This is a genomic window from Fibrobacter sp., assembly GCF_045112255.1.
Taxonomy (GTDB): domain Bacteria; phylum Fibrobacterota; class Fibrobacteria; order Fibrobacterales; family Fibrobacteraceae; genus Fibrobacter.
Window position 1 is genome coordinate 13,475 of record NZ_JBGUHR010000029.1, and the last position, 25,141, is coordinate 38,615.

A 25,141-nucleotide genomic window follows, 5' to 3' on the forward strand; every position below is an offset into this window, starting at 1 on the left:
TATTGTTTAAATTTGACAGCAAAATGGAATGCGCGATACAAATGAAAAAAAATAGACAGGAAGAGGCTATCCGGCGTCGTGTACTTATTGTAGACGATGAATTCATTAACCGCGAAATTCTGGGAAATATGCTTTCCAGAACGTATACTGTTGAGTATGCGGAGAATGCGCAGATTGCCCTAGATAAGCTTATGGAGCCTGATGCTGCTTATTCGCTCGTTCTTCTGGATTTGATGATGCCTGTTATGGGCGGAATCGAATTTCTGGAGCGGCGCGTGAATAACGATAGGTTGAAACGCATCCCTGTTGTGGTGATGACATCGGAAAATGAATTTGAAATCAAGTGTCTTAAGCTCGGTGCCGCAGATTTTATTAAGAAACCTTTTAACCTTCCTGAAGTTGTTTTAGCGCGCTGCGAAAGAATTGTCGAACTCTTCGAAGACAAAAGCATAATTCGCCGTACAGAACGCGATAGTATCACGGGACTTTTTGTCAAGGATTATTTCTTTGAATATATCCGCCAGATGGAACTTTGGGGAAAGCAGATTCCTCGTGACGCTCTTGTTCTTGATATTGAGCAATTCCATTTAGTCAATGAATTTTGCGGACGTCCTTATGGCAATTTTGTGCTTTCGAAAATTGGTAAGACTTTAAAAGCCGAACTTGCTGCAATGAATGCGATTGCCTGTCGAGCAGATGCGGATACTTTCTATGTTTTTGCTCCTCATCAAGAAGATTACTCGAATTTCCGCAAGGCAATGGATTCGGTGATTTCCAATTTCTTCCAGATGAACAACATCCGCATTCGTTATGGAATCTGGGAAAATGTCAGTCGCGATTTTGAAATAGAAGCCTGGTTTGACCGTGCAAAGATTGCGTGCAATGTAAATCGAGGTGATTTTACCAAGTCCTTTGCTCATTACAATAATGAATTACATGCAAAGTATGTCTTTGAAGAAACGCTGATTCACGACTTGGACGATGCTATTGCCAATAAGAATTTGAAGGTCTATTATCAGCCCAAGTACAATATTGTAGGCTCTAAGCCGCGTCTTGCAAGTGCCGAAGCTCTTGTGCGATGGGAACACCCAAAACTTGGCTTTGTCAGCCCGTCTGATTTTATTCCGTTGTTCGAATCGAATGGGCTTATCCAGAAAGTGGATAATTATGTCTGGCATGAGGCTGCTTCTCAGGTCCGGCGCTGGAAAGAGGAATTTGGTACTTCTATTCCTGTGTCTGTAAATGTGTCGAGAATGAATATTCTCGATCCCGAGTTGGAAGTGAAATTAGAACGTGTCCGCCATGAAAATGGGCTTTCTCCAGAAGAGCTTATGCTCGAAGTGACGGAAAGCGCCTATTCTGAAAATACGGGTCGTCTAATCGAAGTTGTTGAGAGATTGCGTCAGAAAGGCTTTCGCATTGAAATCGATGATTTTGGTGCTGGATATTCCTCGCTGAATATGATTACATCGCTTCCTGTTGATATATTGAAAATCGATATGTCTTTTATCCGCAATATGGAAAAGGATGAGCGCAATCTCAAACTGGTCAAGCTTATTATCGATATTGCAAAGTTCCTGAATGTGCCGTCGATTGCCGAAGGCGTGGAAACGGAATCTCAGTTAGAAACTTTGAAAAAATTGGGATGTGAAATTATCCAGGGCTTTTATTTCTCAAAACCAGTTCCACCAAAAGACTTTGTCTCGTTCTTCGAAGGTGAAGCCCAAAAATAGGAAACATAAAACGTGATTACTATTGAAAAATTAAATTCATTTGGTGCTAATGCCGCCGAAGGTCTCGCTCGCTGTTTTGGAAACGAGGCTCTGTACTTGAAGCTTGTAATGACAATTCCTGATGATGCCGTATTTGACAGGCTTAAGCAAAAGCTGGAATCTAAGGATTTGGATGGAGCGTTTGAAGCGGCACATGCGCTAAAGGGCGTTCTCGGGAACCTCTCGCTTACGCCGCTTTATGCGATTGCCGTTGAAATAACGGAGCATCTGCGCAATCGTACGCAAATGGATTACAGCGAACTCTTGGCCAAGCTTCTCGAAAAGCGCGATGAACTTGGAAAATTGTGTAATGAATAAAAAAATGCGTGGGCTGTGATGTGAACTGACCCGCGCAATTTTCGAAGCACCTTTTAGCTTACGGTCACTTCCTACCGCCTACTTCCTACTGTCTACTAATCACTTGAAATCTTCGCACCACTTGGGAACGACTTCGGTCGCTTTCCCTTGAATGACGACGTCCGTGTACGGGTCGCCATAGGGCGCTTCCAGATTTAAGCAGGTGACTTTTGCGCCGTACGAGTGCGCAAAGCTCTTGAATCCTGCCGCTGGATACACGACGCTGCTTGTGCCGATGTAGGCGAACTCGTCGCAGTTCATTAGAGCTTCTTGAATTTCGTCCATGTACAATGGCGTTTCGCCGAAGAACACAATGTCCGGGCGCACGGGGCTTCCGCAAATCGGGCATTTTGTGTCCAATGTTTCTTCACCGGTAAATTCAAATTCGTGCTCGTTCTTTGTGCAACGGAGTTTCATCAAGTCGCCGTGCATGTGCAAAACGCGCTTGCTTCCTCCACGTTCGTGGAGGTCGTCGACGTTCTGCGTCACGAGCAAGAACTCGTCGCCGAGGCGCTCTTCGAGCTTGGCAAGCGCGATGTGCGCCGCATTCGGCTTATGTTCGGGGAGTCCCTTTCGCAAGAAATTGTAAAAGTCCTTGACGCGCTTCGGGTCGCGCTGCAAAGCTTCCGGCGTGCAGACGTCTTCGATGTTTTCGTGTTCCCACATGCCGTCGTTTCCGCGGAATGTGCGGAGGCCAGATTCCGCGCTGATTCCAGCGCCTGTCAGTACGACGAGTCTTTTACGTTTCATAGATCCTCCTTACGAAATGGATGCAAAGAAAAGCGCTTCTGCGACGATGCCGCTTTCGAAATCGGGCAGGTAAAGGCTTTCGTTTTCGCCATGGGCGTTGCATTCCGGGTCTTCGAGGCCCGTGAGCAAAATTGGAACGTTGCCGAGCGTGTTGCGGAAAAGTTCTGCGCCCGGGATGCTTGCGCCGCAGCCAATGAACTTGGTGGGGGAGGCGTAAGCGTCCGCCATGGCTTCGCTCATCTTCTTGAAGAACGGGTGATTCGTGTCGGTCGTGAACGGATTGGCGCCGTCTTCCTTGTCGATGGTGATTTCCAAGTTGTTCGGAACTTGGGCCTTGAGGAAGTCGGCGAGCATGTCGGTGCATTTCACGGCGTCCATGCCGGGAGCAAGGCGGATGCCGATTCTTGCATAGGCGCTGTCTTGCAATACGTTGCCGGCGTTCACGCGCGAACCAGATTCAATCGTGCTCACGATGATGCTCGGGCGGCGCCACAGCGAAAGCAGAATTTCGTCTTCGGGAACGTTCAATTTCACTTGTTCAAGAACACCGCCGTCATTGCGGAAAATTTCTTCGGTCATGCCAAGCGACTTGTAAGATTCGAGTTCTTCCTTTGTCGGCGGGATAATGTCGTCTTCGTAATGCGGGATGAGAATCTTGCCGTCCTTGTCGGTAAGGCTTGCAATCATGCGGCAAAGCGCCTGTGCTGGGTCGGGAATCGGGCCGGACCACGAGCCGGAATGGAGCGGGGCCTTTGTCGCACGGAGCGTGACGTTGATGGCGCTCATGCCACGAAGCGTCGTCGTGATGGACGGTGTCCTCTTCGCGAAGTTTCCGAGGTCTGCGATAATGACGGCGTCGCTTTTCAAGAGTTCTGCATGTTCCGTGAGAATCTTCTCGAAGCCTGCGCTTCCGGATTCTTCTTCGCCTTCGATGATGAACTTGAGGTTCGGACCATTGCCCTTGAGCTCGCGGCGGACCTGTTCAAGTGCGGCGAGGTGCACAATGATGCCTGCCTTGTCGTCAGCGGTGCCGCGTCCAAAGAGGCGGTCGCCTTTCTGCGTGGCTGTAAACGGAGGCGTGTCCCACAATGCTTCTCGCATGGGCGGCTGCACGTCGTGATGCGCGTACAAAAGGATGGTCGGCTTGTCCGGGCTTGTAAGGCTTTCGGCGTAAACACTCGGGCGTCCGCTTGGCGGCATCAAAAACTGGATGTTCGTGAGTCCCGCTTTTTCAAACATCGCCTTTACGGCGTTCGCGGAATCTAAAACATACTTTTGGTCAAAATTGTCAAAGCTGATGGAGGGGATGGCAACCAGGCTCGAAAGCATGTCGATGTAGCGCGTCATGTTTTCGTGAATATCTTTCTTGATTTGATTTTGCATAATTTACTCTCTTGTCTAGTAAGAATTATAAAATTTTTTATGGCGTGGCAATTGGTGGTTTGTTGGTTCTATAAGCCTTGCGGGGCTGTCTTTAGTGGCGGATTTTTCTATTTTACTACTCATGAGTAATAATTGCATCAACCACGAATATTACATGCGCGTAAGCGACCGTGTTCTTGCGCTGATTCGCCGCATTTTCCACAACAATCCTGAATTTCGCCATGATTCCCTGAAGCATGTGGCTCGCTTTGCCCCGATTATCCCGTTCATGGGTGGTCGCCCGGACTTGAGCAAGACTCTGAATCGCGTGGTGACATTTGCGGACGGTTCGAATCCGCTCCATTTCGGTTGCCCGATTATGCTTGCGGCTGGTGCAAACAAGACGGCGAAACGCATTTGCGATTTTGCCAACATGGGCTTTGGCGGCATCTCCGTCGGAACGGCAACACGCCACGTCCGCGTGGGAAACACGCACAGACCGCGTATCGGTTTTATTGAAAATGACCGTGCAATTCATAACAGCATGGGCCTCAACAACGATGGTGTCGATGCGGTGACGCGTCGCGTGGATACTCAGATTACCGCAGCTCACAGGGCAGGTATGTGCGTGGGCATCTCCGTTGCCGAAACGCCGGGTATCACGGATGAAAACGAAAAGCTAAAGGACATTGTCGAAAGTTTCTCTATCGCTTACCGCGTGGCAGACTATGTCGAAATCAACCTGAGCTGCCCGAATACGGGGGAGAACCGCCTCGATCTCGACATGACGCTTGTCAATAAAATTTTTACGGCCATCACGGATTACCGCAACAAGCAGCCGGTCCGCAAGGCCATTTATGCAAAGCTCAGCCCGGATATGCCCGAAAACCACACGGCGACCATCATGGATATGCTGGTGAAGGTGGGCGTGAACGGCGTTGTCATGGGCAATACGTACCCGACAAAGAAGGTTCGGGATCTCCCGGTCCACGTGAAGTATGACGATTTGACGCCGCTCCGTGCTGATAACGATCGCGGTGGCATGTCTGGCCGCCCGCTTTACGAAAATACGGTGCGTAACGTCAAGTTTATTCGTGAACATTACCCGCAGATGAGCGTGATAGCTTGCGGTGGCATTGACCACGGCTACAAAATTTACGACCTCATCAAGCTCGGTGTCGATGCTGTGCAGTGCTACTCTGTGGTCGCTTTTCGCTGGATGGCGGCCCATGCGATGCGCAAGGAACTTGAAGAAGCTCTCTCGAAAGACGGTTACAAGACTCTCGCCGATTACGACGCCAAGAATCCGAAGGGTTAATCACGCTGATGGTCCGGAGCCTTAAGATATTCATCGCAGCGCTTTTGCTTGTGAGTGTCCAGTCGTTCGCTGGATACTTTATCGAGCAGCCCTACGAAGATGCTCCGGCGTCAGATTCGCTCTCGTCGTTCTCGTTTGGCGGTGAGCTGGAACTCGTTTACTACCTGGGTTCCGTGCATCCTGGCATTTTGCTGAGTGGCGAGTATCGCTTTCATAAGCGCCATTCGGTGGACCTGTTTGGCGTGGCGATGTTTTCAGGTGATTATCTTGAAATTGGTGCGGATTGGCGATTCTTTTTCCGTGGTGCTCGCGAAGACGATTTTTTGCGCTTGGGCGTTTCTTTTATTTCGTTTGAACGTGATGACCAAAGCTATTTCCCGCCGCGAGTAACACTTGGATATGGCCGTGATATTCTGTTTTTCAAAAATGCGAGTTTTTTAAGCCGAATAGAAATCTTTGCAAGTTATATTATCGGCAAGCCGCTTGTTGAAAAGGGTGGTGAATTTGTCAATCGAGAGGCCCATTTTACGGCCGGTCTCAATATTGGTTTTTATCTGTTCTAATAAGGCACTATAGAGGTTGTTCAATGTCTAAAATCGTTCGTGCAATTCTTGCTATTTCTTTCTTGTCTGTTTCTGCGTTTGCTGGACCTTGGCTTGGGCTTATTTATAAAAAGTCACTTTACGAAAATCATTTGGCGCTTCTTGTTTCGGGGGTGCATCCTGAATCGGGCTGCCTCTCGGCTGGCGTTGTTGCAGGAGACTTGGTCATTGGCTTTGACGGCAAGGATCTGGTCAATGTGGCTCAGATGCAGAATGTCCTGAAAAGCGCGTCCGTAGGTTCGCATGTGGCTATCGAAATTTTACGCGATGGCAAGCGCATCCCGCTCACGGTAACGCTTACGGAACGCCCGGATGATATCTCGAGTCTCACGGGGTCTGCAATCGGAAGCAAGATGGCTTCGTTTGGCAAGAACTTCTACAAGAACGGCGAGAAGAGGCAAGAGGCCCCGAAGGCGACGCTTCTCGACTTTTGGGCGACTTGGTGTGGCCCTTGCCGCAAGACGCTTCCCGTGCTCGAGCAAATGTACAACAAGTATTCTAGCCAGGGACTCGAAATCATTGGAATCTCGTCCGAGCAGACAAAGCCGCTCCTTGCATTCTACAAGAAGCAGCATGCTTCACCGTATCCGCTTTATCGCGATGCGGATCAGGGGCTCTGGCGCCGTTACGGGATTCATGCGGTCCCGACACTCATGCTTCTCGATTCTAATGGCTATATCAAGCGCGTATGGAGCGGTGCGCCGAGTTTCGAAATGCTTGAAAAACTTGTTCTTGAAGTTCTGGAAAAGTAGTTGGTTCCAGATTAGTAATTGGGGCGGACGTGTCCGCCTTTTTTTTGTAGTAATCTTGATTGAATCGCGCTAATGTATTCTGGAAATAAAAAAAGAAAGCTTCTCATTGAGAAGCTTTCTTCGCGGGATAGACGAGGCTTGAACTCGCAACCTCCGGCGTGACAGGCCGGTGCTCTAACCAAAATTGAGCTACCACCCCAGTGGTCTTGTTCTGGTCTTTCAACCGAACGAACCAAATATAAAAAGATTTTATTCGTGCGTCAAGGGATATCGGTGTTTTTATTTAATTTTTTTGATTTTCTCTTTAAAAAAGAGATGCCCGCTTACTTCGACTGCGCTCAGCACAGGCTCCGGCGGGCATGACGCTCTAGTCTCTCTTCTGTAGGCTCTTAGAGCCGTTCTCTCGTCTATCTCTGTCCAGGGTATTTGACACGTGTATGGTACGTGCCGTCGAGACTGTGGAGGAATGCTTCTTCGAGCTTGGAAAGTTCTTTTACGGACAAATTGCTTTCGTTGAACTGCCCGTCCATGAACTTGTCGAGAATCGTCTTGTGGATCATGGATTCAAGAGCTTCTGAAGATGTATCTGCCATGGAACGGCTTGTGGCTTCGATGACGTCTGCCAGCATGAGAATTGCAGTTTCCATGCTCTGCGGACGCGGTCCTTTATAGCGGAAATCCTCTTCCTTTACTTCTTTACCCGTTTCTTTTGAAAGCTCCAGTGCCTTGTGGTGGAAGAACTTGATGAGAGTCGTGCCGTGGTGTTCCTGGATGCCTGTGGCGACAAGCTCCGGAATCTTGTATTCCTTGGCAAGAAGGATTCCCTGGGTGACATGTCCGGTAAGGATCTTGACGGACTGGTACGGGTCCAGGTTATTGTGTGGGTTTACGCCTTGCTTCTGGTTTTCCGTAAAGTATTCGGGGCGCATCGTCTTGCCGAGGTCATGGTAGAGCGCCATCACGCGGACGAGGAGCGAGTTTGCGCCAATGCTTTCGGCGACGCCTTCGGCGAGGTTTGACACCTGGATGCTGTGGTGGAACGTGCCGGGGGCGAGTTCCGAAATGCGCTTGAGGGCAGGCCTGTTGAAGTCTGACATTTCCATGAGCGTAAGCACGGTCGTGATGCTAAATACTTTCTCGACGACATGGATCAAGAGCACGGATGCGACTGCGGTGAAGATGATGATGTTTGCGCTTGCAGCGATGAGTGTCTGGTAGAACGTCGTGAAATTGAATCTGTTGCGCAGGAGTAGCATGATGCTTATGGATGCAGCGGCTGCAATGACACCAGCGATCATGCTCCAGGCAAACTGCACACGGTAGCGCATGCGGAAAAGAGGGGCGATCACGGCGATGTTCACGACCAGGCTTGTAAGTGTAGCCGCAAGGTCGTAGCCGTTCAGGATTCCGTAGAATCCGGCGGAGAATGTGGCAAATGCAAGGCCCATGCGGGCGTCATAGAGCACGACGGCAATCACGGGGGTAAATGTAATGGGATACAGCCACATGAAGTCGATGGCGTCGGGGAGGATGCTTTCTGGCCTGCTGAGTGTACCCGAGAGGTTGTGGATAATCCAGAAGGCGAGAAGTTGCAACAGCGTAAGGAACATGAGACTCCACAGCTGGCGCGGCGTCTTGAACATGGTGCGCGTCGGAGTGTAGAGCCAGAACATGATAAGGAGCGTAATGATGATGACAAAGACGAGTACGTTACCGTAAGGTGCCGTGAGCATCTTCGAGTTTTCTTCGTTCTGCTGGGCCATCTGGAGCGCATCGATCTTTTCAAGGATCTCTTTGGTGATTGGGGCGCCCTGCGTTACGATTTCCATGCCACGAGGAACCATGCCCTTGATCAGCGTGACCTTGTTGCTCGCGTCGAGCTTGCGGGCTTCAGTTTCTTTTTCGAGATAGAATACGTTCGGGCTTGTGAATACGTAAAGCGCTTCGTAGAAGGCGCTCTGTAGACCCTGTTCCGAGGAGAATGAACTCTGCAACTGGCTGAATGCTTCGTCGATACGGCGCTGCATTGGCTGGATTTCGCTAATTTCAAGTGTACTTTCTTCGTTGTCCTTGATGAGCGAAATGTTTGGCTTGTTGTAGATGATGTTCTTGATCTGCTTGATGTTGTAGCTGTTGCAGAATAGAGATACTTCAGTTTCTGTTTTGGCAAGGAGCGTGTTTGATACGCCCTTCTGCATCATCTGGTAGAATACGGACATCAAGGAATCGCGGGCGACGGCGTTTGTGCTTAAGGGCTTGATGGCTGTGATGGAGAGTCTCTGCTTGAGCTGATCGTAGATGCTTGAGGCTTCCTTGATTTTTTCTTGCATGGAGGCGCTTCCATCATCCCTGCTACTGCTGATGACGGCCTGCATCTTGCCGTACTGTTCGAGCTTCTTGAGGTACTGCTGTAGTTCTCTCAGTTGTCGATTCGTTTCGTCGGCGTTGAACTCAAAAATGGCGTTGATCTTGTCGGCGGCGCGGGCCTTCTCGTTCTGGATTTCCTGTTCGGTCTTTGGGACTTCGAACTTGAACGGGGCGACAATCGTCCTTGTACTGAGCTGTCCCAAGTGCGGACGCTCGGCACGGAGTGCGATATTCTTGTCCGGGAATAAGAGAATGGCGATGAGGATTAAAAGAATCCAGCCAATAAACAGATGAATTTTTTTCTCTTTCTTGTTCATTTACTTCTCTTCTATTTTTTTTGCTCGTTCTGTTCGTAAGCTAGCAAAATGTCCTTGACAAGATGATGACGAAGGACGTCAGTGGCGCTAAATTCGACTTCGGCAATCCCCCGAATCCCCTGGAGAATTTTCATCGCGTGTTCGAGACCGGATGTCTGGCCTTTGGCAAGATCGATCTGGCTTGTGTCGCCTGTGATAATGGCCTTGCTGTGGGGGCCTAGTCGGGTGAGGAACATCTTCATCTGGGCGATGGTTGTGTTTTGCGCTTCGTCCAGGATGATGAACGCGCGTTTGAGCGTTCGACCGCGCATGTAGGCTAGCGGAGCGACTTCGATGGCGCCCGTTTCTTCGTAGCGCTTGAGCTTTTCTGCGGGTAGGAGTTCGGATAGGCTGTCGTGGATCGGGCGGAGGTAGGGGGCGATTTTCTCTTTGAGGTCGCCAGGCAGGTAACCGAGCGATTCGCCGGCTTCGACGGCGGGGCGCACAAGGCAGATGCGTTCGGCTTCGCCGCGTTCAAGGCTTGCGACGGCAAGCGTTACGGCAAGGAATGTCTTGCCTGTGCCTGCGGGGCCCTTCGCGAATATGATATCGTTTTTCTCGACGGCCTTGACCAGTTCCGCCTGTGCGGGCGTCTTTGCGGAAACGCTGATGCCGAACCTGTTCCTAAAGACGGGGCTGTCGGGAATGAGTTCGGTGTAGCTCGTTTCGGCGGCTTCTTTGGGGCCGAGCATGCGTTCTAGCTGGCTTGCGTCTAGAATTTCGCCGTTGCGCGCGGCGATCTTGAGCTGGTCGAGTACCGAAAGTACGCCTGACATGTCCGCACCCTCTTGAGGAACTAGATCTAGCCCCGGAAGTCTTGTGCGTATTTCAACGCAAAAACGGCTCTCCAATAACCGGAAAACCGTTTCACGTTCGCCTGAAATAACTCGTTTCAGGTTGTCAGACAGTGAGTAATGCCTTATATTACTCTTCATCTGTAGAAGGTTGCTGAATTGGGAGACCGAGCTTGGTCTTGGCCTCGAAGATTTCCTTGCGGAGCTTGTGGTTGTCTTCGTTTGCTGCAACGGCTTCGTCCTGAGTCTTCTTCAGAGTCTTTTCGTTGATGACTTCCTTGGGCGGTTCCTTCTTGGCCTGTGCTGCCGGCTTGGCTGCTTCGGCCTGGTTTTCATTGTAACCCGTGTAAGAAGAGGATTCAGAAGCGGATTCATTGCTTCCCGTATAGCCTGTATCGCTGCTGCCAGAGTTAGAAGAACCTGCGCAAGCCGTGAAAAGTGCTACAGAAAGAGAGGCGAGAACTAAATTCCATTTTTTAAGAGACATTATTAAGCTCCATTCTAGTCTTTGATGGCTAAAATATATATAGTTGTGGCAGAAAAAATGTTAAAAAAGGTAAAATTTGACTATGCAATCACGAAAAAATGACGCTCAGGCCTACTCTCAGGTCTTTTTGTCGTCCAAAAATTACGATTCCAAGAAAATTTATGCGAAAAGGCGTTTGTCCTTGATGAAAAAAATGGATTCGTTTTGTGTTTTTGCCGGGATGACTGTTGAACCGGGGGGCGAGGAAGCCTTTGTTCAAACCTGGACGCGCTTTGTGCAGGATCCGGCTTTTTTGTACCTGACGGGCGTGAACCAGGCGGGCTGCTATCTGGTGTTTGACCCGCGCGCTTTGCGTTCGACGCTTTTTGTGCTGCGTAAGGACCCGTTCAAGGAATTCTGGAACGGCAAGCGCCTTGGCTTTGTAGAGGGCGAGAATGTTGTTGCCCGCTTGACTGGCGTAGAAGATGTCCGACCGGTTGAAGAGCTTTGGGATTTCGTCGAGTCGCTTGCGAAAAAATATGCGAACGGCAAGAATGCGGTGGACCATGCTTATGCGTTCTATTACGAGAAGTTCAAGGGCGACCACAACGAAAAGCTCAAGAACGATTTGAAGAAGGTTCTCCGCCGCTATAAGTTGAGCGTCAAGAGCTGTGCCGACATGCACTTCGAAGACCGCCTGGTGCTGGAACCGGAACGTATCGCCGATGCCCGCGTAGCGCAAGAGATCACGGACGAGGCTTTCCGAGCGCTTTTGCCCGAGATGAAGAACATGAAGACCGAGCGCGATGTGGCGCTGTTCCTCAACTACGAGATGCAGCGTCGTGGCGATGGCGACCTTGCGTTCCCGACGATCATTGCGGGCGGTAAGAATGCCTGCTGCCTGCATTACGTGAAGAACGACGAGCCATTGCGCGATGGCGAACTTGTGCTCTTTGACTTTGGTGTGCGGTTCGGGACGCTCCACAGCGATATCTCGCGTACGATCCCTGTCAACGGCAAGTTTGATCCGCTTCAAAAAATGTTGTACGAAATCGTGCTCGAATCGGCAAAGGTGTACCAGCGTGTGGTGCGTCCGGGTGTTGCCCTCAAGGAAATCGGCATGATTTGCTGGGAGTTCATCATGATGGAACTCGATCGCCGCCTTGTAAAGGGGGCGAAGGGGAGTTTCAAGCTCTTGTACGACAAGAGGCCGCATGGGGTGAGCCACTTTATCGGGGAACATATCCATGAGGGCGACCCGGGTTCCCGTTCCCTGGATGTGGTTCTTAAGCCGGGGATGCTCATCTCTTGCGAGCCGGGGCTGTATGGAGATTTTACGGCGACAATTGACGGCAAGCGTTACCGCGAAAGTATCGGCATCCGCATCGAAGATGATTTAATTATTACAAAAAACGGTTTTGAAAATATTTCAGAGCATATTCCGCGCACTGTAGGGGATATTGAGGCGCTAATGAAGTGATTTTTCTATCTTTTGACAAAAGGACATTTTGCAAAAAAGGGTTTTGTAAATGTGGAAAGTTAAAGGTTCTGTAAGATTCTTCTTATCTATCCTTGCAACAGCTTTTGTTCAGGCGGGTGTGTTTATTTACGCCCAGAAAATTCTGTCGGGATCGTTCTTTGCGAAGGATGGTATCATCTGGCAGAACTTCATGCTTCAAATCTTCTTCCTCGCGCCATACGTGCTGATGGTGTTCTTTGCGGGGTTCTTCACCAATAAGTTCTCGAAGAACAAGGTGATGGCGTGGTCGTCGCTCATGATGACGCTGTTTGTGATCGCGCAGTCTGTGCTCGTGACGGTCGATTACCCGCGAATCGCATTCTGGCTCTCGATCGGGCTTAGCTGCGGATTTGCGATCCACAGTGCGGCTAAGTACGCCATTATCAAGGAAATGTTCGGTGTGCGCAATCTGAGCTATGCGAACGCGTTCCTCCAGATCTTCAGCATTAGCGGTATTATCGCGGCATCCTGGCTTGCGATTGTCGGCGTGAACCTCATTAACCTCGACCAGCTGGTGTCCTACGAAGCTGTACGCCGCATTACGGAAAAGTCCGTCGTGATTCCGTGGATCTTGACGGCGGTGAGCGTACTTGGTACGGTCGCTAACTTCATGATCCCGCGTGTGAAGTACGAAGACTTGAATGTGAGCATTGACAAGGTCAAGCGCCACTTGAGTCTCGGTTTCCGTGTGCCCACGCTGCGAGCTTCGATTATAGCGCTTTCGATGTTCTGGGCTTTGGCTCAGGTGTTCGTTCTTGTGTATCAGGACGTTTCCGGTTCTTCGACCGTGGACATGATGCAGGACTACATGTCGTTTGCGATTGTGGGCCTCATGATTGGTACGATTGTAGCTGCTCATTTCTCCAAGGACTTTATTGAATCGGGCTTTGTTCCGCTTGGCATGTTTGGTGCTTCGATTTGCATGTTCCTCGTGCCGTTCCTTGTGCATCCGGTCGCCCTCGTGCTTCTTTACTCCTTGACCGGTTTCTTTGGTGGACTTATCCTTGTGCCGGTGAATGCGCTGTTGCAGTACAACACGCGTCCGAATAATTCCGGTTCCGTGATCGCTCTTGCGAACTTGATCCAGGCTCTTGTGCTTGTGGTGTTCCTGTTCGTGTTCACGATGATGGTCCGCGACACCGATATTCGTCCGCAGTATTACTTCATTGGCCTTGCCGTGATTTCTGTGGGTGTGTTTGTCTGGTCGATTTACAACTTGCCGCAGGCCATGCTGAGAACGCTCCTTCGCTTTGTGTTCAGCCGCTATAGAATCCGCGTCTTGAACGTGCAGAACATCCCGAACGAAGGTCCGATCCTTTTGGTCGGTAACCACCACAGCTTTATTGACTGGGCTATGGTGCAGATGGCCTCTCCGCGTCCGCTTTGCATTGCAAGCAACAAGGACCATTTCGACAAGTGGTATTTGCGTGCTGTATTGAAGCGCCTTGGCATGATCCGCATCGATAACCGCAATCCCAAGGTTGCAATGGACAAGATTCATGAAGCGCTCCTCGCGGGTAAGGCTGTCGTGATCTTCCCGTCGGGCGAAGTGTCGAAGTCTCCGCATGTGGATCCGTTTACGATTGATTATTCTTCCGCAGTGGATGGAACGAAGGCTCAGGTGATTCCGTTCTACATCCAGGGTTTGTGGGGCACGAACTATAGTTACAGTTCTTCGAACATGTTTGGAGCCTCTGCAGAGCGTTCCGTGACGGTTGCCTTCGGTGATGCGCTTCCGGCCGATACTCCGCCGAACGAGATTCGTGCTATACTTCGCCGTATTTCGATTGATGCGTGGAATTATGCTGTTTCGTTCGTGCACCCGATTGCCGATAGCTGGATCCGCACATACAAGAAGTACGTGAAGAACGGTCCTGCAATTTATAGCCCGGATGGCGCTCACTTCTCGGGTTACAAGCTGATGGGCGCTGTGATGGCGTTCCGAGGCTACCTCAAGAAGACGCTTGGCAAGCATGAACAGAATGTGGGCATTATGCTTCCGCCGAGCCCTGCCGGTGTGATCGTGAACCTTGCACTCTGGGTTCTCGGCAAGACGAACGTGAACTTGAACTATACTTCGTCTGTCGATAACGTGAAGTTCTGCTGCGACCGCGCCGAATGTGCGACGGTTATTACGAGCCGTCAGTTTGTTCAAAAGTTGAAAGGACGCGGCAACGACTATTCGCAGGTGGCTTCGGACAAGGTGCGTCTGCTCTATGCTGAAGACATGATGAAGGAAATTCCGAAGGTGAAAATTGCGGCTTTCCTCGTGCTTTGCATGATCTTGCCGAGCTGGTTGATTCGCCTTCTTTTCGTGAAGCATCGTTCTATGGATGACAATGCTGTTATCGTGTTCAGCTCAGGTTCCGAAGGAACGCCGAAGGGCGTGGAACTCACGCAGCGCAACATGATGGGCAACATCCAGCAGCTCGCTTGCATCTTGAATGTGAGCCGTGGCGATGTGATGCTCTCGGAACTCCCGCTGTTCCATAGCTTTGGCCTTACAGTGACGACGCTCTTGAACCTTACGGAAGGCTGCCCGATTGTGGCTGTGGCTGACCCGACTGACGTGAAGACGATGTCCCGAGTCTGTGCGGAATTCAAGGTGACGATCATGGTGGCGACCCCGACGTTCTTGCGTGCGTTTACGGTGAGCCGTTATGTGCATCCGTTGATGTTCAAGTCTGTGCGTATCATTATTGCCGGTGCTGAAGCGCTCCGTCCGGAACTTTCGACGGCGTTCCGCCTCAAGTTCGGTAAGGAAATTTACGAAGGTTACGGCTGTACAGAAACAGCCCCGGTGGCTTCTGTCAATACGGAAAATACGTTGTTCGACGACTACACCACGTTGCAGGTGAACAACAAGCCGGGAACTGTAGGCCCTGCACTTCCGGGAACGCAGTTCCTGATTGTGGACCCCGAGACGAATGAACCTTTGCCGACGGGCGAAGCGGGCATGATCCTCATTGGTGGCTGCCAGGTGATGAAGGGTTACCTCAAGGATGTTGACCGCACGAAGAGCGTGATTGTGCTGAAGGATGGCGTTCGTTACTACCGTACGGGTGACAAGGGCTATCTCGATGAAGACGGTTTCTTGACGATCGTGGACCGCTACAGCCGCTTTGCAAAGCTCGGTGGCGAAATGATCAGCCTCGGTGCTGTCGAAAAGAAGATCCAGGATACGCCGGTATTGCAGGGATGCGATTATGTTGTTACGGCCATCCCGGATGCTACGAAGGGCGAAAAGATTGTTCTCTTGTACCAGGGCGAAAAGGATCCGAAGGACGTGCTTTCGGAACTTCGCGCGAGCGGTATGCCGCCTCTCATGCTTCCGTCCGCAGCGTTTAACGTCGATGTGATGCCGAAGCTTGGTTCTGGCAAGGCTGACTTCGTGACCGCAAAGAAGATGGCGAAGGAACTGGTGGAGAAGAAGTAGTTAGGAATGCGGAATTCGGAGTTCGGAATTAAAATAATTGAAGCTGAACCGCCAAATTTGATAGTTCCTAATTCCTACTTCCTAATTCCGAATTTTTGATGCCGGTTTTTGCTGTTTATCAAAAGCTGCTGAAAAGAAGGAAAAAACAAATGAAAGGTTTAACCCCTGTACGTACAGCGCGTTTGATTGCGTCGTTGATTGCAATTTTTGGCATGTTCGTCTTTACGATGGAACGTGTGCTGACGACGGTCTATGGAATGGCGAACAATGCCGTACGGACAGCTCGAGGCCTTTCGGATTCGTTCATGATTCGGTTCGCCTCCGAAAACTTTTCTTCTGTCAAAAAGCTCCTGGATCTTTTGGATCAAGTAAAAGACTTGCTCCCGTATGCAAATAAGGGCTTGCTTGCTCTATTTATTTTGAGTATTGTCCTCTTTATTGTCGCTGCTTTTGGCCTTGCTTTTCCGAAGCAGTTCTGCCATGTGCTTGTGGCGATGAAACTCCTCAAGTGGCAGGGGGGCTTGGCTGCTGTAACCTCTGTGGCTAGCGATGCTCCGCATCCTGTCATTAGTGGAAAGGGAGTCTCGAAAAAGTTCAAGAGTGTATCGAAAGGTATTAAGAGGCTGTGGGGCAAAATAGTTGCTTGGTGCAAAAAGGCTGTAGCTGCGATAAAAAAAGTTCAGGTGAAATATTGGATCTTTATTGGATGCTCGATTGTTTTTATTCTTGTTCTTGTATTCGGTGTGCGCGGTTGCTCGACGGTCAGTGTTTTTGGCGGTTCGCAGGCCGTGACCGATGAACTGACGGAACAGGCTTTGTTTTACATTCGTGCTCAGAAATCCTATTTTGCAAAGAATAAGGCAATAGGTGGACCGAAGGCGCTCCAGATGCCGGATTCTCTTACGACGGATTACTTTACGTATCGCGTGACGGGAAGCCGCTTTACGGCGACATTGAACAAGGACGTCAAGGATTGCCCTGCCGGGAGCCGCTGGTCGGTGAGTGCAAAGACCGAAGGCTTCTTTACGGTTGATTTGAAGCTCTATCGCGCAGCACCCAAAGACACCAATTGCATGTTTATCCATCCTGACTTCAAGAAACTGGGCCGATAAGTAACCCCAAGCGGGTTGTCCAAAGACAACAATTTGCTAGTTGATTCTTGCGCATGAGGGGGCGAGAATATATATTAGGAATACCTAGAATGTTCTAGGGTTGTTGATGGGTGGTGGTATGAAATTTCCGCAGATTATTTGTGTCGCGGCCGTTATGTCGTTTGCTGATGTGACATGGGTCCCGCAGTGCGAAGACAACGGCTTTACGCTGATTCGTTCATCGGAACATTTTGAAGTATGCAAGAAACCGACGGCAGACGATGGCTCGGTAAACAATGTCTCAATTCCGACTTCGGATGCTGACGGCGTACTCCAATCGCTTGAAAAGGTGTATTCGTTCTACATCGATTCGCTCGGCTGGATGTTGCCTTTCCCGAAAAGCCCGGATAAAAAGCTCAAGAGCAATATTTACGTGTACGATAATTCCGTGATGGCGGCGCTTTATGGCGGCCAGGATTATGTGAAAGCGTTGAATGGCGAGTATGGACCTGGCATGTGGATTGGCGTAGGTTCATTGAAGGATTACTGGGGTACGTCGCACGAATTTGCGCATGGATTGCAAGGTGTTGCTGGCTGGCTTGGCAACAATAGCCATGCGGGATGGATGGCGGAATCGCATGCAAACTGGATGGCGCATCAGTTCAATCCGGGTGATGCCCATTGCGCAGAGTACTTGATCAATTATCCGTACCTTTATTACGGTTCTACGCGCGACCGTTATTGCAACTGGCAGTTCCTGGAACATTTGAAGGAAGAATTTGGCGGTGGCAATAAAGGCGCTCATGAAGTCAACCGCATCTGGATGGAATCGATTCGCGATGGCGAAGACGGTCGCATGGAACAGACCCCGTTTAGTGCGATGATGATGGTTTACAGCTGGACGCTGGAACAGCTGAATGATCAGTTTGGCAAGTTCGCGATGAAGAACGCCACGCTTGAGTACGCCCCGGCAAAGAAGACTTTGTATAAAAAGTCCTGGGGCGATTATGAGTTCAAGACTCGTCGAACGCACGATGGCTGGGGCGATCTGTATCGCAGGCATTCGCGTGTGACCATGCTGAATAAGATGAAATGCGAGGATGCTGTCGGAGATTGCGCGGACCGTTACATTTCGCCGAGCTACTGGGCACCGCAGCGCTGGGGGTACAACCTGGTGCGCATTTATCCAGATTCGGCAGGAAAGGTGACGGTCAAGTTCCGTGGCATTGTGCAGGATAAGCCGACGGTCAATGGCTACACTTGCTTTGGCGATAACACGGATTACTACAAGGGCAAAACTTACAAGTGGTGCAATTACGCACCGGACAAATTGCCTGATCCAGCATCGGGTTGGACGGTTGGCTTGGTGGCGGAAGGTGCTGATGGCACACCGCGTTACAGCGAAATGAAACATGGAACGGGATTCAATCTTGAAATCGAAACGAAGGAAAGTGATAAAGCTTTGTGGCTTGCAGTGACGGCAACGCCAACCGAAATGCAGACGATTCTTTGGGACCAGTTCTATTACAGCATTTATCGCTATCCGTACATGATTGAAGTTGTGAACGGAGTACCTGAAGGTTATACGAAAGATTTCTGGAAACCGGCTGGCTTTAACGGAACAACTGCTTCTGGTTATACACAACATAGCAATGGTGGCGGCTGGGTGAGTGGCAAGGCTAAAGTTGACGCGACGGCTTATGTGGGGCCTGATGCTGTTGTGAATGGCGGTACTATTTCGGGGAATGCCCGCATTGAAGATTTTGCCGTCGTGAATGGCGGAACGATTAGCGGTAATGCCGTGGTACGTGGACGCGCACTTGTGACTGCGGGCACGATTGGCGATGATGCCGTGCTTGAAGATGATGCTTGGCTTGTGAGCGGAACGATTAGTGGCAAGGCCAAAGTCGGTGCGCTTTCGCTGATTGTGAATTCGACGGTGACGGATAATGCGCAGGTTTATGGCGTGATGTGGGCGGTTTCTGGCAAAAAGTTGAGTGGAACGGCGCAATTGCGTGGCGACCTTGAAAACAATTTTTCGAAGGATATTTCCAAGGGTGTTTTCTACGGCATGGTGGATGATGGCATGCTCAATAATGCGAATTACGGCGCAAACCTCACGACGCCTCCGACGGATGCGACTGCAAGCATAGAAAATGCCAAGTGGTATGCGATTGCGGATGATTCCTCGCAGACAGATCCTGGGCCTACAACGGGGATTGCTTTTGGAAATGCCTATGAACAGCGCGGGTTAGGGATTCTTTCGCAAAATGCTTCGAATGAATCTCTTGATGTGTTTGATTTGAACGGTAGACACCTTGGCCTTGCGAAAATCTTTGCGTCTGAAAGCGGTGCGCTTGACAACAAAACATTGCAAAAATCGCTCCGTGCATCAGGATTCAACGCAGGAATGTACCTTGTTCGTACAAGTCGTTCACAACGCATGATTCGCGTGAATGTAAGGTGAAATCGCCATTTCTGATGTAAAATGCGCGGCCTCTTGTCGTTTTGGCAATAAAATAAATTAGAGAAACCTCGAAATGGGGTTTCTTTTTGGTTATAATAATATGGGTGGGATTTTTGTTTTGGGTTTCAATTTGGAGTACAAAATGATAAAGAAAATTCTGATGTCGCTTGCCGTTTTGGGTACGGCAAGTTTTGCTCAGGACCCGAACTTGCATATTTACCTCGCTTACGGGCAGTCCAATATGTCGGGGCAGGCGACCATTACAGATACGGATCGTCAAACGAATCCGCGTTTCTTGGTGCTTCGGGCGGGCAATCATTCCAACCAGAAAGTAGGCGAGCTTTATCCGGCTGCACCTCCGATGGGGCACAGCCAATCTAAGGTGGGCATCGTCGATTTCTTTGGTCGCAAAATGATCAAGGAACTTCCGGACAGCATTACTGTGGCGGTTGCGAACGTGGCAATTGGTGGGCAGAGCATTGACCTGTTCGACAAGGACCGCAACAAGTCCTATGTGCAAAATGCTAAGAACAAGGGCGATACTTGGTGGATTCAGTATCTCGACGAATACGGCGGCGATTTGCACAAGCGCGTTGTCGAAATGGGAAAAATCGCAAAGCAGAAAGGTGTGATTAAGGGATTTCTTTTCCATCAGGGCGAAGCGGATTATCAGATGAAAGACTGGCCTGAACGCGTCAAGAAGGTTTATGACCAGTTCATTGAAGAATTGGAACTGGACCCTGAAAAGACTCCGATTTTGCTCGGGGAGCTTGCGCCTACGGGCGATTTGGGCTGGCGAAACGATGCTGTGAAAGAGGCCGCAGATTTGATTCCGAATGGTTATGTGATATCGGCGGAGGGTTGCCCTGCGATTAAGGAACCGAACTATACGCTGCATTTCACTCGCGATGGCTACCAGACTTTGGGCGAACGCTATGCCGAAAAAATGCTCGAATTGCTTAAGGCTCAGGAACCGGCCCCTGATACTTCTAAAACAGATTCTTCGAAGGTTGTGCCTCCTGATTCGGCAGGGCGTGATTCGAGCGCGTCGGATAGTACAAGCGCTATTCGGAATATGCCTGTTGTACGCGCCGTGGAATCGCATTTACCGAGACTTTTCTATGATTCTCGTGAACAGAGTTTGTTCGTGCGATTCAAGAAAAACGGTGTAGAATATCGCTACCGCTTGACCGGACGGAAAGAGTAGAATTGTTATGGTTATAATGAAAAACGTCCAGCGAGTGCTGGACGTTTTTGAAATGTTGGAATGTGACTGGATCCTTCGACTCGATGCCTCGCGGCATCTCGCCTCAGGATGACAAGCGCGAATTAGCCTTCAACCTTTGGCAACTGTGCGAGGCTCTTGGCGATGTCTTCATCCGTCGGGATGTAGTCGGCCATTTCGCCGTCGTTGAACTTCTGGTAGGCCACCATGTCGAAGTAACCCGTGCCGGTGAGGCCGAACACGATGTTCTTGGCCTGGCCAGATTCCTTGCACTTGAGGGCTTCGTCGATCGTTGCGCGGATAGCGTGGCTGGATTCCGGAGCCGGGAGGATACCTTCGGTCTGGGCGAAGAGCTTTGCTGCTTCGAAAACCTTAGTTTGTTCGACAGACGTTGCGCGCATGAGACCCTGATCGTAGAGCTCAGAGAGGATGCTGCTCATGCCGTGGTAGCGGAGGCCACCAGCGTGGTTTGCAGACGGAATGAAGCTAGAGCCGAGGGTGTACATCTTGGCGAGCGGGCAGACCTTACCGGTGTCGCAGAAGTCGTAAGCGTACTTACCGCGAGTGAAGCTCGGGCAGCTTGCCGGTTCCACAGCGAGAATATCGTAGTCGGCTTCGCCACGGAGCTTTTCACCGATGAACGGGCTCACGAGACCACCGAGGTTAGAACCACCGCCAGCGCAACCGATGATGAGGTCGGCCTTCACGCCAATCTTGTCGAGGGCGGCCTTGGTTTCGAGACCGATGACGGACTGGTGGAGGAGCACCTGGTTCAGCACGGAACCGAGAACGTAGCGGTAACCCGGCTGCTTCACAGCGGCTTCCACAGCTTCGGAAATGGCGCAACCGAGGCTACCCGTGGTGCCCGGGAATTCAGCGTTGATCTTGCGGCCGATGTCGGTCGTCATGGACGGGGACGGAGTGACGGATGCACCGTAAGTGCGCATCACTTCGCGGCGGAATGGCTTCTGTTCGTAAGAAACCTTCACCATGTAAACCTGGCAGTCCAGTCCGAAGAAGGCGCTGGACATCGAAAGGGCGGTGCCCCACTGGCCTGCACCCGTTTCAGTCGTCACGCCCTTGAGGCCCTGCTTCTTAGCGTAGTAGGCCTGAGCGATAGCGGAGTTGAGCTTGTGAGAACCCGAGGTGTTGTTGCCTTCGAACTTGTAGTAGATGTGTGCCGGAGTGCCGAGAGCCTGTTCGAGGAAGTAGGCGCGAACGAGCGGAGACGGACGGTACATCTTGTAGAATGTGCGGATGTCTTCCGGAATTTCGATGTAAGCGGTATCGTTATCGAGTTCCTGCTTGATGAGTTCGTCGCAGAAAACGGGCTGCAGGTCTTCGAAGGTCACCGGCTTGCCGGTTGCCGGGTTCAGAAGCGGAGCGGGCTTCTTCTTCATGTCGGCGCGGACGTTGTACCATGCCTTCGGGAGTTCATCTTCGTGGAGATAAGTCTTGACCTGACCATCAATCTTGAGCGAGTTTCTCATATTGTATCCTTTAAATTTGTGTAACCGCATCCAATTATATTAAATCGAATTTGCGTTGACAACAGCACTTGTGCAAAAAGACCTGTGTATAAGATTAACCTTGATTGAGGGGTGTGCTTTCTTGAAATTTTAAAATTTTTTAATATATTGTTTCTATCACCATCATAAACATTAGGAGCTCCTATGGCCATTGACCACAATCTCTTAACGGGACAGTTTCGTCCTCTTGGCGAAAACAAAATTGAGCATACCCTTTCTGCAAGCCAGAGGGTTTTGCCCACACATACGGGGAAAAGCGCAATGCGCCATTTGACCCCGCGAAACCGAAAGCCGAAACTCGAAAAATCGTAACGGCGAGAAGATTTCTATTTTTGGTTTCGTGAACGAAAATCCTTTTGAACTGTTAAAGAAATCTGCAAAGTCCAAGGCGCGTCTTGGCGTTGTCCATACGGCGCATGGCGATGTGACAACACCTGTTTTTATGCCGGTGGGCACTGCCGCGACGGTCAAGGGGCTTACGAGCCGCGATATCCGCGAAATTGATGCAGAAATCATCTTGGCGAATACGTACCACCTCTATTTGCGACCGGGTACAAAGCTGATTGCAGAGGCGGGCGGCGTGCAAAAGTTCATGAGTTGGAATAAGCCGATGCTTACGGACAGCGGCGGATTCCAGGTGTGGAGCTTAAAACAGTTCCGGAAGATTACCGAAGAAGGCGTCCAGTTCAAGAGTTTGCTGGACGGCTCTCGTCATTTGTTCACTCCGGCGAGTGTGATGAACGCGCAACGTGAAATCGGTGCGGATATCATCATGGCGTTTGACGAATGTACGCCGTATCCGAGTACTGTCGAAGAGGCTGAAAAGTCGCTTGCGCTCACGCTCAAGTGGACGCGTGAGGCAAAGGAATGGCTGGAGGCAAATCCGCCGATTCACGGCTACCCGCAATTTTTCTTTGGAATTGTGCAGGGCGGTATGCACAAGGAATTGCGACAGAAGTCTATCGAGGCGCTCAAGGAAATTGAGCCGGATGGTTATGCAATGGGCGGACTTTCTGTTGGCGAGCCTGTCGAAACGATGTATGAAATCGCGGACTTTTGTACAAACTTGTTGCCCGAAGACCGCGCCCGCTATGTGATGGGTGTGGGAACGCCGTGGAATTTGCTTGAACTTGTGAAGCGCGGCGTGGATATGTGCGATTGCATTTTGCCTGCGAAAAATGCTCAGGATGGACTAGTTTATACGAGCCGTGGAGTGCTCCGCTACAAGGGTGCAAAGTTTGCGCACCAGCATGATTTGCCGCTCGACCCGAACTGCGATTGCTATTGCTGCCGCAACTACAGTCGCGCTTACCTTCGCCATCTGTTCAAGGAAAAGGAACCGCTTGGCTGGACGCTTGCGACGATTCACAATTTGCATTTCTACATCCACTTGATGAAGGACGTCAAGGCTCATATCGCTGACGATACCTTTGAAGAATGGGCGGACGAGCAAATCAAGATTTTGCAGCAGAGCGCTGAGTAGTTTTTTTTTATAAATTGAAAGTATGCTAGAATTTCGAATTCCAGAACTTTCAGATCGAGAAAATGTGGCGAGGGCGGTGGCAGAATCCGGTTATATCGGAAGCGATGCTGCGTTTGCAAGCCTTTTCTTGTGGCGCAAAAAATACGGCACGTTGATGGCGGTGCAGAATGGATTCCTCTTCCGCTATTATCAAGGCGAGGGGAGCCGTCGCGGTTATGCATTCCCGCTTGGTGCGGAAGATCCGCGTGAAGCGCTTGACGCCATTGTTCTGGATGCAAAAGAATCTGGGCGTCCGCTGGAATTTTGCTTGGTCGATGAAACCCGAGCACATATCCTTTTAGATTATTTTAAAAAGTCCATTCGTTTTGAAAATGATCGCGGCGATAGCGATTACATTTATTCTGCGGAAAGCCTTGCGACTCTTGCAGGGAATATGTATCGCAAAAAGCGAAACCACATCTCGAAATTTAGCCGCACTTACGAGCATTACGAATTGCGTAAAATTACCGCTGATAACCTTGCGGATGCTCTCGAAATCGAGAAAAAGTGGTTGCAAAATTCTATGTCTGGCGAGTTTCCTTGTGAACCGACTTGTGAATGCGAAGAGGCTGCTTGGGCAGAACGGTCTACAGATGAAAAGTCGCGTATGTTAGAATTTTGTGCGATTGAAGAATCTCTAAAAAACTTTGACGCTCTAGGCTTGAATGGGGCTATACTTTATGTGAAAAATGAGCCTGTTGGCATGACAATGGCTTCTGAAATTGCTCCCGGAGTCTGGGATATCCATTTTGAAAAGGTCATTGGCGAATATGCGGACAATGGTGGCTATGCGGTCATCAACAAGATGTTTGCAGAAACGCTTACGAGTGCAAAGCTTATCAATCGCGAAGAAGACGTCAATATTGAAGGACTTCGCAAGGCGAAACTTTCCTATTATCCGCTCATTATTTTGGACAAGTGCCATGCTCTCCAAAGTTCTTTCTAAATCATCTTGTGCGTCGTGCAAGTTTTGCTGTTCCTTTAGGAGACAAAGCCTATGGGAAACGCCTCTTTTTCCACAAGAAACTGTAGATAAATTAAGCAGTGAAAATGAGTATGGCGTGGTGGGCAAGTTCCGCATGTCTCAAACGGTGCAGGGAGTGCGCTTTGGCCGCTTGATTCTCGAAAATAATTATCGTACGGACAATCCCGAAGAAGAAGTTCCCTGCACATTCCTTGATCCGCAAAAAGGTTGCATTTTGAAGGGCGAAGATAAGCCGTTCGATTGCAGTATTTGGCCGCTTCGAATCATGGATAAGAACGGCGAACTTGTTATTGCGCTTACGCCTACGTGTCCGACGATTGGCGCTACGCCGAGTGAAAAACTTGTGGAACTCGTTAAATCGGAACTTGGTCAAAGAATTTACGAGTATGCGAAAACGCATCCCTATATCATCAAGGAATATCGCGAAAAGTTTCCTATCATCGGGTGAAATTTTTGGTCGTGTAATATTTT

Annotated in this window: 19 protein-coding genes and 1 tRNA gene; 13 read left to right on the forward strand and 7 right to left on the reverse strand. The window is 50.1% G+C overall.

Annotation, left to right across the window (positions count from 1 at the left end; all coding sequences use genetic code 11):
• Positions 1-2 precede the first annotated feature (2 nt).
• Together ACJMM9_RS03025 and ACJMM9_RS03030 are read left to right on the forward strand one after the other, a co-directional pair.
• Positions 3-1,733, forward strand: a complete 1,731-nt coding sequence (locus ACJMM9_RS03025) for a putative bifunctional diguanylate cyclase/phosphodiesterase (protein WP_405323740.1) — start codon at positions 3-5, stop codon at positions 1,731-1,733.
• 12 nt (positions 1,734-1,745) lie between these two features.
• Complete coding sequence (locus ACJMM9_RS03030; RefSeq protein WP_405323742.1) at positions 1,746-2,090, forward strand: Hpt domain-containing protein; 345 nt, start codon at positions 1,746-1,748, stop codon at positions 2,088-2,090.
• 99 nt (positions 2,091-2,189) lie between these two features.
• On the opposite strand, the gene ACJMM9_RS03035 is transcribed toward ACJMM9_RS03030, so the two are convergent.
• Entirely contained in the window at positions 2,190-2,879 is a 690-nt protein-coding gene (locus ACJMM9_RS03035) for an NAD-dependent deacylase (protein WP_405323744.1), read from the reverse strand.
• Positions 2,880-2,888: 9 nt separating this feature from the next.
• On the reverse strand, positions 2,889-4,262 hold the full coding sequence (locus tag ACJMM9_RS03040) for a M20/M25/M40 family metallo-hydrolase (RefSeq protein WP_405323746.1): 1,374 nt from the start codon (positions 4,260-4,262) through the stop codon (positions 2,889-2,891).
• Positions 4,263-4,383: 121 nt separating this feature from the next.
• On the opposite strand from ACJMM9_RS03040, the gene ACJMM9_RS03045 reads away from it, so the two are divergent.
• The 3 genes from ACJMM9_RS03045 to ACJMM9_RS03055 are packed head-to-tail and all read left to right on the forward strand — an operon-like array spanning position 4,384 to position 6,913.
• On the forward strand, positions 4,384-5,559 hold the full coding sequence (locus tag ACJMM9_RS03045; protein ID WP_405323748.1) for a dihydroorotate oxidase: 1,176 nt from the start codon (positions 4,384-4,386) through the stop codon (positions 5,557-5,559).
• An 8-nt stretch (positions 5,560-5,567) separates the two neighbouring features.
• Positions 5,568-6,122: a hypothetical protein gene (locus ACJMM9_RS03050; RefSeq protein ID WP_405323750.1), complete on the forward strand. Its 555-nt coding sequence runs from the start codon at positions 5,568-5,570 to the stop codon at positions 6,120-6,122.
• A 23-nt stretch (positions 6,123-6,145) separates the two neighbouring features.
• Positions 6,146-6,913, forward strand: coding sequence for a thioredoxin-like domain-containing protein (locus ACJMM9_RS03055; protein WP_405323752.1), 768 nt, complete (start codon positions 6,146-6,148; stop codon positions 6,911-6,913).
• Positions 6,914-7,036: 123 nt separating this feature from the next.
• Here the strand turns inward: ACJMM9_RS03055 and ACJMM9_RS03060 are convergent.
• The 4 genes from ACJMM9_RS03060 to ACJMM9_RS03075 form a co-directional block, all read right to left on the reverse strand.
• Positions 7,037-7,112 (reverse strand) — tRNA-Asp (locus tag ACJMM9_RS03060).
• A gap of 208 nt (positions 7,113-7,320) precedes the next feature.
• Positions 7,321-9,597: an HD family phosphohydrolase gene (locus tag ACJMM9_RS03065; RefSeq protein WP_405323754.1), complete on the reverse strand. Its 2,277-nt coding sequence runs from the start codon at positions 9,595-9,597 to the stop codon at positions 7,321-7,323.
• 11 nt (positions 9,598-9,608) lie between these two features.
• Positions 9,609-10,412 (reverse strand): PhoH family protein, encoded by an 804-nt coding sequence (locus ACJMM9_RS03070; RefSeq protein WP_254917302.1) that lies wholly within the window; start codon positions 10,410-10,412, stop codon positions 9,609-9,611.
• Positions 10,413-10,560: 148 nt separating this feature from the next.
• Complete coding sequence (locus tag ACJMM9_RS03075; protein WP_088639645.1) at positions 10,561-10,917, reverse strand: hypothetical protein; 357 nt, start codon at positions 10,915-10,917, stop codon at positions 10,561-10,563.
• Positions 10,918-10,999: 82 nt separating this feature from the next.
• Between ACJMM9_RS03075 and ACJMM9_RS03080 the strand changes: the two genes are divergently transcribed.
• The 5 genes from ACJMM9_RS03080 to ACJMM9_RS03100 all read left to right on the forward strand — a co-directional run bounded on the left by ACJMM9_RS03080 (position 11,000) and on the right by ACJMM9_RS03100 (position 20,616).
• Positions 11,000-12,376, forward strand: a complete 1,377-nt coding sequence (locus ACJMM9_RS03080; protein WP_405323757.1) for an aminopeptidase P N-terminal domain-containing protein — start codon at positions 11,000-11,002, stop codon at positions 12,374-12,376.
• Between the two features lie 49 nt (positions 12,377-12,425).
• The gene (locus ACJMM9_RS03085; protein ID WP_405323759.1) at positions 12,426-15,851 is read left to right on the forward strand and encodes an MFS transporter; all 3,426 of its coding nucleotides are present in this window, start codon (positions 12,426-12,428) and stop codon (positions 15,849-15,851) included.
• Between the two features lie 149 nt (positions 15,852-16,000).
• The gene (locus ACJMM9_RS03090; RefSeq protein ID WP_405323761.1) at positions 16,001-16,963 is read left to right on the forward strand and encodes a hypothetical protein; all 963 of its coding nucleotides are present in this window, start codon (positions 16,001-16,003) and stop codon (positions 16,961-16,963) included.
• Positions 16,964-17,117: 154 nt separating this feature from the next.
• Positions 17,118-19,409, forward strand: coding sequence for a DUF6055 domain-containing protein (locus tag ACJMM9_RS03095; RefSeq protein ID WP_405323763.1), 2,292 nt, complete (start codon positions 17,118-17,120; stop codon positions 19,407-19,409).
• Between the two features lie 142 nt (positions 19,410-19,551).
• A complete protein-coding gene (locus ACJMM9_RS03100; protein ID WP_405323765.1) occupies positions 19,552-20,616 on the forward strand; it encodes a sialate O-acetylesterase in 1,065 nt (354 codons plus the stop codon).
• 122 nt (positions 20,617-20,738) lie between these two features.
• Here ACJMM9_RS03100 and ACJMM9_RS03105 read toward each other — a convergent pair whose 3' ends face one another.
• Positions 20,739-22,124 (reverse strand): TrpB-like pyridoxal phosphate-dependent enzyme, encoded by a 1,386-nt coding sequence (locus ACJMM9_RS03105; RefSeq protein ID WP_405323767.1) that lies wholly within the window; start codon positions 22,122-22,124, stop codon positions 20,739-20,741.
• A 379-nt stretch (positions 22,125-22,503) separates the two neighbouring features.
• Here ACJMM9_RS03105 and tgt point away from each other — a divergent pair, with 379 nt between their 5' ends.
• Genes tgt through ACJMM9_RS03120 form a run of 3 tightly spaced genes read left to right on the forward strand, consistent with a single transcriptional unit; the run spans position 22,504 to position 25,118 of the window.
• A complete protein-coding gene (gene tgt, locus ACJMM9_RS03110; RefSeq protein ID WP_405323769.1) occupies positions 22,504-23,646 on the forward strand; it encodes a tRNA guanosine(34) transglycosylase Tgt in 1,143 nt (380 codons plus the stop codon).
• A 22-nt stretch (positions 23,647-23,668) separates the two neighbouring features.
• Positions 23,669-24,631: a DUF2156 domain-containing protein gene (locus ACJMM9_RS03115; protein WP_405323771.1), complete on the forward strand. Its 963-nt coding sequence runs from the start codon at positions 23,669-23,671 to the stop codon at positions 24,629-24,631.
• Positions 24,609-25,118 carry a hypothetical protein gene (locus tag ACJMM9_RS03120; protein WP_405323773.1) on the forward strand — a complete coding sequence of 170 codons (510 nt, stop codon included), beginning with the start codon at positions 24,609-24,611 and terminating at the stop codon, positions 25,116-25,118. Before ACJMM9_RS03115 ends, ACJMM9_RS03120 begins: the two co-directional genes overlap by 23 nt.
• The last annotated feature ends 23 nt before the right edge of the window (positions 25,119-25,141 follow it).